Genomic DNA, 10,777 nt, shown 5'->3' on the forward strand with positions numbered 1-10,777 from the left:
ATCAGGGATCGGCGCAGGACACGGTCGCATCACGGCTTGCGTGAGCACTCGGTTCGAACGCCCCTTGGTTAACGATATGTTAACGCAACGCATCTAAGAGGCGAAATCTGACAAGCCGGTGACTTGCTCTTAACATGACGGTGAAACGCCGCTGGTGATGGAGCTTCCGGCCAAGCGCAGCAATCAACTCCAGGCGAACGAGGTCGCCGCCTGGACGCCTGCGTCGATCGCAATGTTATCCCCGATTAACATACAATACAGATGCAGCGCTCTCGCCGACAGGGCGCACACGCGGGGCGGCATTCGCATGATGGCTCGACATCGGCGGCTTCCGCGCAATCGCGTCGTTTGGTCGCAGGTCGACACGAAATGGACTGCCGCGGGAGTCGCGTTTCCTGCATCACGTCATGTGAACAGTATCACGCAGATAACATAACGACGCGTGCGGCCATGATCGTGCCTGCCGCCGCTCTTGGAATTGACACCTCGAGAGTCCGACCTCGTCCGAGCAGGCTGCGGCCGAGACGCGCTATCCCGAACGGAACAATCCGGCCGCGAGAAACGCGCGCTGAGTGCGCAACCGTCACTCCCGCCTTATGCCGTTTTCCGAGAGAAGATCTGCCTCCGGATCCTCTGCTGGACGGGAGGCGGCTGATAACGCTGGAGCGGGCGAAGGGAATCGAACCCTCGTATGCAGCTTGGGAAGCTGCCGTTCTACCATTGAACTACGCCCGCGCGCCGGGCCGCGACGCGCGCGGCCGACCGCCTTGGTCTAGCCGAGACCGCGCGTTCCGCCAAGGGGGCGACACAAGGGGCGGCACAAGGGGCGACACAGGCCGGCAGCGCGGCGAATTGCCGATGCGGCGACGCCGCGAAGGCGCGCCGCGCCCGCCGGTGCGAGGTGCAGTGCAACAAGCTCCGCCCCGCGCCGTCGTTAACAATCCCTTAAGATTCGTGATGCGCGGTTCCGGAGTGCTGGTATAGTCGAACCCATGGTGGGGGTTGCGTACACGATCTTCGATACGATGATGGGCCGGTGCGGCATCGCATGGGGGCTCGATGGCGTCCTCGCGGTGCAGCTCGCCGAGAGCCGCGAGATCGACACCCGCCGCCGGCTGCTGAAGCAATGCCCCGACGCCCGCGAGGCCCGGCCGACGGTCAGAATCGACAGCGCGATCGAGGGCATCGCGGCGACGCTGCGCGGCGCGCATTGGGACTTTTCCGACGTCCGGCTCGACCTCGGCGGCCTGGCGGCCTTCGACTGCCGGGTCTACGACGTGCTGCGCGACATTCCGCGCGGCGAGACCGCGACCTATGCGGAGATCGCCAGGCGGGCCGGCTCGCCCGGCGCGCTGCATGCGGTCGGCCATGCGATCCGCAACAATCCGTTCGCCGTGATCGTGCCGTGCCATCGCGCGGTGACGGTCGCCGGCGACACCAGCGGCAGCTGCGCCAATGGCGGCGCCATCACCCGGCGGCGGCTGCTTTCGGTCGAGGGCGCGCTGGCGACCGGCGGCCCGTCGTTGTTCGACGTGCTGCTCACCGCCGCGCCGCGCCAGGCGGATCGTTAGGCGGCTTACGGACCGACGAGCGTCCGCGGATCGGGCACCGCCACCGCCTTCGGCGCCCAGCGCGTCAGCAGCACGGCGAGCGCCGTGGCGAGGCCGAGCACCACCATCGAGGCAGCGGCGAGCGCGAAGAAATTGCCGGCGCTGCCGTTGTTCGCGGTGAGCAGCCAGCCGCCGATGCCGACGAAGAGCAGCCGCCCGGTCTGCGCCAGCACCGGGCCGAGCACCCGCGCCGCGCCCTGCGCCGAGAAATACAGCGAGATCGACAGGCCGATGAACGCGTACATCGGCGCCGCCGCCTGCAGATAGCGCTCGCCGGCGAGCTTGACGCCCGGATCGCTGGTGAACAGATCGACCCACAGATGCGGGAAGAAGGCGATCGCGCTGCCGACCACGCCGACGCAGAGAAACGACAGCAGCGCCGCCGTCCAGGCGATCTGCCGGGCGCGCGCGACCCGGCCGGCGCCGATCGCCATGCCGATCATCGGCACCGAGGCGATGCCGACCGCGAAGGCGATCGAGGTCAGCATGAATTCCAGCCGCGCGCCGATGCCGTAGCCGGCGAGAATCTCGGTGCCGAACCGCGCCAGCATGTGGGTGAAGATGGTGATCGTCAGCACCGACTGCAGCGGCGTGAAGCAGGCCACCGCGCCGACCTTGAGGATGTCGAAAAACATCGCGCGCTGGATCCGCAGTCCCTTGAACTTCGGCGTCACCCCGGCGCGGCCGGAGAAGATGTACCAGGCCATCACCCCGGCGCCGACCGAGAACGCCGTCAGCGTGCCGGCGGCGACGCCCGGCATGCCGAAGCTCGGGACCGGGCCGAAGCCGAGGCCGAGCACGCCGCCGAGCACGATCTGCAGCCCCGCCGCATTCAGGATCATCAGCGACGGCAGCTTCATGTTGCCGGTGCCGCGCAGGATCGCCGCGAAGGTGTTCATCAGCCACGGCACCACCGCGCCGGCGAAGAAGATGTGGGCGTAGCTCACCGCCTGCGCCAGCACCTCGCCGCGGCCGCCGAGCAGTTCCAGCGCGCGGGCGCCGAACACCAGCATCCCGACCGTGAACACCAGGCCGAAGCACAGCCCGATCAGCAGCGCATGCATCGCCAGCGTCGCGGCGCGGTCGCTGTCGCCGGAGCCGAGTGCGCGCGCGACCGCCGAGGCGACGCCGCCGCCCATCGCGCCGCCGGACATCGTCATGGTCAGGATCACGAACGGAAATACCAGCGCCATCGCCGCCAGCGCCTCGGTGCCGAGCCGGCCGATATAGGAGGTCTCGGCGACCACCACGCAGGTGCCGGCGGTCAGCGCCACCACATTCGGCCACGACAGCCGCAGCAGGGTCGGCAGGATGGCGCCGTCGAGCAGCGGATTGGGCGGCGGCAGCGGCGGCTCGGCCTCGCGCGGCGGCGGCTCGCGCTGCACCGGCGGCAATTCGGCGACGGCGATGTCCGACATGGTTCCCCCCGGGCCCGATCTGACTGCCGTGCCTGAAACCGTTCCTATCATCGATCCGCGGCAAAGCGATGCCCGCGCAACGCATGGGTGCTTGCCCGGCAGATCAAGGCCGGCCGGGCGCGGTGCCCGCCGCTGCGACATCTCGGCAGGCCGTATCAGATGATTTTCCGGGCGTTCCGCCGAACGCAACCGCCTCTGGTTCATTGGCTCGGCATCGGTTTCTGCAAGCGGAGAGCCATGACCATGCCCCGACCTTTCACAACCAGTCGCCTCGCAATCTGCGTCGCAATGGCCTTGCCGCTGGCGGCCTGCGGCGACCAGTCCAGCCTGACCCAGGGCGAGGATTACGGCCCGACGCCGAAACTGGCGGAGCCGAGCAACAACCTGCTGCCGACGGTCAACATCGCGCCGGCGGTCGGCTGGGCGCAGGGCGCCAAACCGAAGCCCGCCGAAGGCATGGCGGTAACCGCCTTCGCGACCGGGCTGGACCATCCCCGCACGCTGCATGTGCTGCCCAATGGCGACGTGCTGGTGGCCGAGACCAACGCGCCGGAGCGGCCCGAGCAGGGCAAGGGGCTGAAGCGGATGGTGGCCGAATTCGTGATGGGTCAGGCCGGCGCCAAGACGCCGAGCGCCAACCGCATCACGCTGCTCCGCGACGCCGACGGTGACGGCGTGGCGGAAGTCCGCTCCACCTTTCTCGACGGGCTGAATTCGCCGTTCGGCATGGCGCTGGTCGGCAACGACCTGTACGTCGCCAACACCGATGCGATCATGCGCTTCCCCTATAATCCGGGCGACACACGGATCACCGTCAAGGGCGAGAAGCTCGCCGATCTGCCGGCGGGACCGCGCAACCACCACTGGACCAAGGATCTGATCGCCAGCCGCGACGGCAGCAAGCTGTACGCGACCTCCGGCTCGAACAGCAACGCCGCCGAGCACGGCATGGACGAGGAGATCAACCGCGCCGCGGTGCTCGAGATCGACCGCGCGACCGGCGCGACGCGGCTGTTCGCCTCCGGCCTGCGCAACCCGAACGGCCCGGCCTGGGAGCCGGAGACCGGCGCGCTGTGGGTGGTCGTCAACGAGCGCGACGAAATCGGCAGCGACCTGGTGCCGGACTACATGACCTCGGTGCAGGACGGCGGCTTCTACGGCTGGCCCTACAGCTGGTTCGGCCAGCACGTCGACACCCGCGTCGAGCCGCCGCGGCCGGACCTGGTGGCGAAGGCGATCGTGCCGGACTACGCGCTCGGCAACCACACCGCCTCGCTCGGCCTCGCCTTCAACACCGGCGATCTGTTTCCGGGCGACATGAAGGGCGGCGCCTTCGTCGGCCAGCACGGCTCGTGGAACCGCAAGCCGCATTCCGGCTACAAGGTGATCTACGTGCCGTTCCAGGGCGGCAAGCCGTCGGGCCCGCCGCGCGATATCCTCACCGGCTTCCTCAACGACAAGGACGAGGCGCAGGGCCGCCCGGTCGGCGTCGCGATCGATGGGCGCGGCGCACTGCTGGTCGCCGACGACGTCGGCAAATCGGTCTGGAGGGTGACCCCGGCGGGGAAGGAACAGGCGTCGCGATAACCCGCATCGACGCCCTTCGCTGCTCGCTCCCCGATGCAACACTCTCAACGCGTCATGCCCGGCCTCGTGCCGGGCATCCACGTGTTAGGGTGCGAGCGGAAGACGTGGATGGCCGGGACGAGCCCGGCCATGACGGAGTGGTCCAATCGCTATTGCTGCATACTTCTTGCTATCCATTCCGTCGATTGATTTTCGCGAACAAGTACCAGTCGCATCTCGCCCGCTGACTTGGCCACTCCGAAATACCAAGACGACAATTCGGCGGCTTGTACTTCGCAGCCCATTAACCTGTCGCCGCTACAACAACCGCTTCGAACGGCCGATGGCATCAATGCGATTGCGCGCAGGATGACATGACGCGACGCCGTCGCGTCGCTCTGGATGGCCGCACAAGAGGGCCTGTCCCATGACTCATCACGTTCCGTCACCTGCGCCGTCGAGCGGGCTGCTGTCCACCCGGCGGGCGTTTCTGCAATCATCCGCGGCCTTCATCGGCGCGCTGTCACTCGGCCCGACGCTCGGCGCGCCGGCATGGGGCCGCGAACTGCCGCGCTACCCGATCGCGACGCCGGCCGAGACGACCGTGAAGCAGATGCTGGCCTTCCCGGCGACGATCACCCCCGGCCTGGCGAAGACCGAGCTGCGCCAGGTGGCGCGCTACCAGGACTTCGGCTATGGCGAATGGACGCTGGGCTCCGGCCTGCCGATCGTGCAGCGCACCGACCTGATGCGAGCCGGCTACGAAAAGCCGGCGGGCGGCGAGAGCAAGCGTCTGATCCGGTTCTTCGCGTTCACCGACGTCCACATCACCGACAAGGAAGCGCCCAACCAGCTGATCGGATTCCAGCAGACCGAACCGGCCGCGGTGAACAACACCTCGATCTATTCGCCGGTGATGCCGTATACGACGCAGGTGCTGGACGCGGCGGTGCAGACCGTCAACGACCTGCACAGCCGCGACCCGTTCGATTTCGGCATCGCGCTCGGCGACGCCTGCAACAGCACGTCCTACAATGAAGTGCGCTGGTACATCGACGTGCTCGACGGCCAGCCGATCACGCCGAGCTCGGGCGACCATCGCGGCCGCGACAGCGTCGACTTCCAGATGCCGTTTCAGGCCGCCGGGCTCGCCCGCGATATTCCCTGGTACCAGGTCCTCGGCAACCACGATCATTTCATGATCGGATCGTTTCCGGTCGACGCCGATCCGGCGATCGGGCTGCGGCAGTCCTACACGGCCGACAGGATCTGGGCGGTCGGCGATGTGCTGAAACCGAATCGCGAAGGCTTCCCGGCGCTGTTCGACTATCGCGGCCTGAAGGCCACGCCGGCGTACTATCCAGGGGTGATCGACGGCGCGAGCCCGTATGGCGCAATCATTCACGCCGGCCGCGCCGACGATCCGGCGTTCGCCGGCAAGCCGCCGCAGATCGCACCCGATCCAGGCCGCCGTCCGCTGGCGCGCGCCGAATGGCTCGCCGAATTCCGCAACACCACGACCCGTCCGAAGGGGCACGGCTTCGACCTGATCGACGGCGCCGGCGACGGCTTCGCCTGCTACAGCTTCGTGCCGAAATCCGATCTGCCGCTGAAGGTGATCGTGCTCGACGTCACCCAGTCCGAACAGGACGGCTCGCGCGACATCCACGGCCACGGCTTTCTCGATGCCAGGCGCTGGGACTGGCTGAAGGCCGAACTGGCGCGCGGCCAGGCCGACGATCAGCTGATGATCATCGCCAACCATATTCCGATCGGCGTGTCGCCGATCGGCTCGGAAATGGAATGGTGGCTGGGCGACGCCAACGCGGCGCCCGACTTCGCCAATGCGGTCGACCTCGCCGGCCTGGTGACGACGCTGCAGGCTGCACCGAACCTGCTGATGTGGATCGCCGGGCATCGCCATGTGAATGTGGTGAAGGCGTTTCCGTCCGCCGATCCGAATCGGCCGGAGCAGGGCTTCTGGCAGGTCGAGACCTGCTCACTGCGCGACTTTCCGCAGCAGTTCCGGACTTTCGAGATCAGGCTCAACGCGGACTACACGGTGTCGATCGTGGCGGTGAATGTCGACGTCGCCGCAGCCGAGGGTACGCCGGCGGCGCAATCGCGCAAATACGCCATCGCCACCCAGCAGATCATCCAGAACGACCTCCGGCCCAACAGCCCGAACTACGCGACGGCCGGCGGCAAGATTGCGGTGCCGAGCATGGACCCGACCCGGCCGCAGAGCGACGATCCCAAAGCCACCGATCCGTCGATCCGGTTCGTTGATCTGAGCAAAGCGGAGAAGCCGGTCCAGTATCATGCGTCCAGCAATGTCGAACTGCTGAAACAGCTCAGCCCGCGGATGGTCGAGGTGCTGAAGCGGACGTTGGCGGAGGTGAAGTGAAGGGACCGAGCCTATCCTTTCGCGCCAGCGGCGGTTGTGAGTCGCGCAGCTTCGTCCTATCTTTGATTGCTCGACCCTCGCGCCTCATCCGGCAGGAGCCGCTCATGGGAATTGCAATTCCGGATACCTCGACCGGGCGGATGTCCGGCGCTGAATTTCGCACCTTCCAGGCGCATCGGCCGGATCACGAGCGGTGGGAGCTGTTGGCAGGTGTCCCGATGATGATGACCCCGCCGACCATCGTGCACAATTGGATCGCGACCAACCTTGCGAACTTGCTCAACACCTCACTCGCGCGACACGATTCCTACCGGATCGCCTTGCAGCGAACCGGAATCGAACTCGGATCCGGCGATTACAGACCCGAGCCCGATGTCGTCGTGATCGACGCCGACTTCGCGGCGGGTCAGCGGTTCGTGACGCGCGCCTATCTGCTCGCGGAAATCGTCTCCGAGAGCGACGACGTCACGGTCTCCGGAATGCCGGACAGTTGGATCGAGGTCAAACGGCAGATCTATCTCGCACATGCGCCGTGCGAGGCGGTGTTGATCGTTCAGCAGAACCGCATCGAGGCACGGCTGGATATCAAGACCGGGAATGGCTGGGATTCGATGATACTTGGCGGCATCGAAGCAGAGTTGCGCTTGCCGCAATTCGGCCTCGGCTGTCGCCTCGGCGACCTCTACGACGGCACACCACTGCGGCCCCGCGCACGCCGCACGTAGAGCAGTTCTGCTTTTGACGGAATCAGAACTCGCGATCCGGTTGCCGCCGTCATCCTGAGGTGCCCTCCGGGCCGCGCGGGGCGCGGCGCGGCGGGCCTCGAAGGATGGGCCGCAGGCACCTTCGGGCCGCATCCTTCGAGGCGCGCTACGCGCGCACCTCAGGATGACGACTCTGCACTCGAGAAGGCCGCATCGCTTCAATCAATCGATGAACCGCGCCAGCGTCCGTCCAACTACACCTTGAAATGCTTGCTCAGCTTCAAACTCTGGCCCTGATAGTTCGAGCCGATCTTCTGGCCGTAGAGCGCGGCGGGGCGGGACAGCATTTTTTCGTAGATCAGGCGGCCGACGATCTGGCCGTGTTCGAGGATGAACGGCACTTCGCGCGAGCGGACTTCCAACACCGCGCGCGAGCCGAGCCCGCCGGCGCCCTCGTAGCCGAAGCCGGGATCGAAGAAGCCCGCATAGTGCACGCGGAATTCGCCGACCAGGGGATCGAACGGCACCATCTCGGCGGCGTAGTCCGGCGGCACCTGGACGGCTTCCTTCGAGGCGAGGATGTAGAACTCGCCGGGGTCGAGGATCAGCGTGCCGTCGGGACGTGCGGCGATCGGCTCCCAGAACTCGCCGACCGCATAGCCGCCGCGGCGGTCGATATCGACCACGCCGGTGTGGCGCTTGGCGCGGTAGCCGACAAAACCGTTCGCGTTCTCGCCCGACAGATCGACGCTGAGCGCGACGCCGCCATTGAGATCGGCGTCGTCGGCATCGACCAGCCGCTCCAGATCGTGCAGCGCGTCGAGTTCGTCGGCGTCGAGCGTGGCGTGGCCTGTGCGGAAGCGGACCTGCGACAGCCGCGAGCCCTCGCGCAGCAGCACCGGGAAGGTCTTCGGGCTGATCTCGGCGTAGAGCGGCCCGTGATAGCCGGCGCCGATCATGTCGAAGCGGCGGGTGCCGTCGGCGATCACCCGGGTGAAGACATCGAGCCGGCCGGTCGAGCTTTTCGGATTGGCGGCGGCGACGATGGTCTTCGGCAGCGCCAGGCTCTCCAGCAGCGGCACGATGTAGACGCAGTTGGTCTCCAGCACGGCGCCGTCGGACAGGTCGATCTCGTGCAGCTTGAGCTCGTCGATCCGCTCGGCGACGGTGCAGTCCGGCCCCGGCAGGAAGCTCGCGCGCACCCGATAGGCGATGCCGCCGAGCCGCAGATCGAGGCTGGCCGGCTGGATCTGGCTCTCGACGAACGGATATTCCGGCAGGATCAGCCCGGCCTCGGCCATCGCCGCGATCATGCGGTCGGGCAGAATCCCATCGGCATCGGGCGGCAACGCGAACGGCACGGCGGCGATCCTCACGGCGGCCGCACGGCCGCCAGACGCGGAAAATACTGGATTTCATCGGTTATCCGATGGCCGGCTTGACGGGAAGTGTTCGGAGGATTATGAGCCCGACTTATCCCGTGGTGATTTGAGCCGGCCGGCTTGCAGCCACGTTAAACAAGTCGCTAAACAGGCCGGGGACAATGTGATCCCGGCTTGTGGAAATTTTTCCAGGCCGGTTTTTTTGTGCCCGCACCGACCGGTGTGGTCACGAATGGAGACCACATGTCCGAGACCAAATCGCCCGATTCCAGCACGCCCGCCCCCAAGCCCACGATTGCCATCCCCGACACCGCGCATTATCGCCGCGAGACCCGGCTGGTGCATTCCGGCAGCCTGCGCTCGCAATATGGCGAGACCTCCGAGGCGCTGTTCCTGACCCAGGGCTTTGTCTACGACAGCGCCGAGCAGTGCGAGGCGCGCTTCACCGGCGACGACGCCGGCTTCCAGTATTCGCGGTTCTCCAATCCGACGGTGTTCAGCTTCGAGCAGCGGATGGCGGAATTCGAGGGTGCGGAAGCCGCGCGCGCCACCGCCACCGGGATGGCCGCGGTGACCGCCGCGATGCTGGCGCCGCTGCGCGCCGGCGATCACGTCGTCGCCTCGAAGGCGATGTTCGGCTCGTGCCGCTACGTCGTCGAGGATCTCTTGCCGCGCTACGGCATCGAATCGACGCTGGTCGACGGGCTCGATCTCGACCAGTGGCAGCAGGCGCTACGCCCCAACACCAAAACGTTCTTCCTCGAAAGCCCGACCAATCCGACGCTCGACGTGCTCGACATCGGCGCGATCGCCGAAATCGCACATGCGGGCGGCGCGCGGCTCGTCGTCGACAACGTGTTCGCGACGCCGATCTGGCAGAGCCCGCTCGCGCTCGGCGCCGACGTCGTCGTGTATTCGGCGACCAAGCACATCGACGGCCAGGGCCGCTGCCTCGGCGGCGTGGTGCTGTCGACGCAGGCGTTCATCGAGGAGCATATCCAGATGTATCTGCGCCAGACCGGGCCGTCGCTGTCGCCGTTCAACGCCTGGGTGCTGCTGAAGGGGCTGGAGACGCTGGCGGTGCGCGTCCGGGCGCAGACCGAGACCGCGGCCGCGATCGCCGACGCGCTCGCCGGGCATCCGAAGATTCCGCGGCTGGTCTATCCCGGCCGCGCCGATCACCCGCAGGCGGCGACCGTGAAGAAGCAGATGGGCGCCGGCTCGACGCTGATCGGCTTCGAGGTCGCGGGCGGCAAGGCCGAGGCGTTCCGCTTCCTCAACGCGCTGAAGCTGATCCGGATCAGCAACAATCTGGGCGACGCCAAGAGCCTCGTCACGCATCCGGCGACGACGACCCATCAGAGGCTGAAGCCGGAAGCCCGCGCCGAACTCGGCATCAGCGAAGGCTTCATCCGCTACTCGGTCGGCCTCGAGCACAAGGACGACCTGATCGAGGACATCGTCGCGGCGCTGGAGAAGGTGTAGCGCCGGTTAGGTCTCCGTGCCCCGGATGCTGCGCGGCGCGCCGCCCTTCGCGGCGTGACGCCTGCTGATCCGGGACCCCGGTTGATAGTTCGGTGACCACGCCGGTCTCAGCAAACCGGGGTCCCGGATCTGCGAAGCAGCGCTGCGCGCTGCATCGCGCCCGGGACACGCGGAGGGACAACGTAGTCGTCATTGCCGGGCTCGA

The 10,777-nt window shown here is 67.1% G+C and carries 7 protein-coding genes, 1 tRNA gene and 1 riboswitch; of the genes, 5 read left to right on the forward strand and 3 right to left on the reverse strand.

Features of this window, described 5'->3' with window-relative positions; all coding sequences use genetic code 11:
* Window positions 1-661: 661 nt before the first annotated feature.
* Window positions 662-735: transfer RNA gene (locus ACTZWT_RS24325), tRNA-Gly, on the reverse strand.
* Between the two features lie 257 nt (window positions 736-992).
* Between ACTZWT_RS24325 and ACTZWT_RS24330 the strand changes: the two genes are divergently transcribed.
* A complete protein-coding gene (locus ACTZWT_RS24330; RefSeq protein WP_444772256.1) occupies window positions 993-1,571 on the forward strand; it encodes a methylated-DNA--[protein]-cysteine S-methyltransferase in 579 nt (192 codons plus the stop codon).
* Window positions 1,572-1,576: 5 nt separating this feature from the next.
* Here ACTZWT_RS24330 and ACTZWT_RS24335 read toward each other — a convergent pair whose 3' ends face one another.
* The gene (locus ACTZWT_RS24335; RefSeq protein WP_444772257.1) at window positions 1,577-3,028 is read right to left on the reverse strand and encodes an MATE family efflux transporter; all 1,452 of its coding nucleotides are present in this window, start codon (window positions 3,026-3,028) and stop codon (window positions 1,577-1,579) included.
* Between the two features lie 243 nt (window positions 3,029-3,271).
* On the opposite strand from ACTZWT_RS24335, the gene ACTZWT_RS24340 reads away from it, so the two are divergent.
* The 3 genes from ACTZWT_RS24340 to ACTZWT_RS24350 all read left to right on the forward strand — a co-directional run bounded on the left by ACTZWT_RS24340 (window position 3,272) and on the right by ACTZWT_RS24350 (window position 7,726).
* A complete protein-coding gene (locus ACTZWT_RS24340; RefSeq protein WP_444772262.1) occupies window positions 3,272-4,615 on the forward strand; it encodes a PQQ-dependent sugar dehydrogenase in 1,344 nt (447 codons plus the stop codon).
* 406 nt (window positions 4,616-5,021) lie between these two features.
* The gene (locus tag ACTZWT_RS24345; protein WP_444772258.1) at window positions 5,022-7,001 is read left to right on the forward strand and encodes a TIGR03768 family metallophosphoesterase; all 1,980 of its coding nucleotides are present in this window, start codon (window positions 5,022-5,024) and stop codon (window positions 6,999-7,001) included.
* Window positions 6,998-7,726 carry a Uma2 family endonuclease gene (locus ACTZWT_RS24350; protein ID WP_444772259.1) on the forward strand — a complete coding sequence of 243 codons (729 nt, stop codon included), beginning with the start codon at window positions 6,998-7,000 and terminating at the stop codon, window positions 7,724-7,726. The genes ACTZWT_RS24345 and ACTZWT_RS24350 overlap by 4 nt, the downstream gene beginning before the upstream one ends.
* 233 nt (window positions 7,727-7,959) lie before the next feature.
* Here the strand turns inward: ACTZWT_RS24350 and ACTZWT_RS24355 are convergent, their stop codons facing one another.
* On the reverse strand, window positions 7,960-9,066 hold the full coding sequence (locus ACTZWT_RS24355) for a 2'-deoxycytidine 5'-triphosphate deaminase (RefSeq protein ID WP_444772260.1): 1,107 nt from the start codon (window positions 9,064-9,066) through the stop codon (window positions 7,960-7,962).
* A 109-nt stretch (window positions 9,067-9,175) separates the two neighbouring features.
* A riboswitch (SAM riboswitch) is annotated at window positions 9,176-9,255 on the forward strand.
* Between the two features lie 75 nt (window positions 9,256-9,330).
* Between ACTZWT_RS24355 and ACTZWT_RS24360 the strand changes: the two genes are divergently transcribed.
* Complete coding sequence (locus ACTZWT_RS24360; protein WP_444772261.1) at window positions 9,331-10,572, forward strand: O-succinylhomoserine sulfhydrylase; 1,242 nt, start codon at window positions 9,331-9,333, stop codon at window positions 10,570-10,572.
* Window positions 10,573-10,777 lie beyond the last annotated feature (205 nt).

The organism is Rhodopseudomonas sp. NSM, assembly GCF_052445935.1.
Classification (GTDB): Bacteria; Pseudomonadota; Alphaproteobacteria; order Rhizobiales; family Xanthobacteraceae; genus Rhodopseudomonas.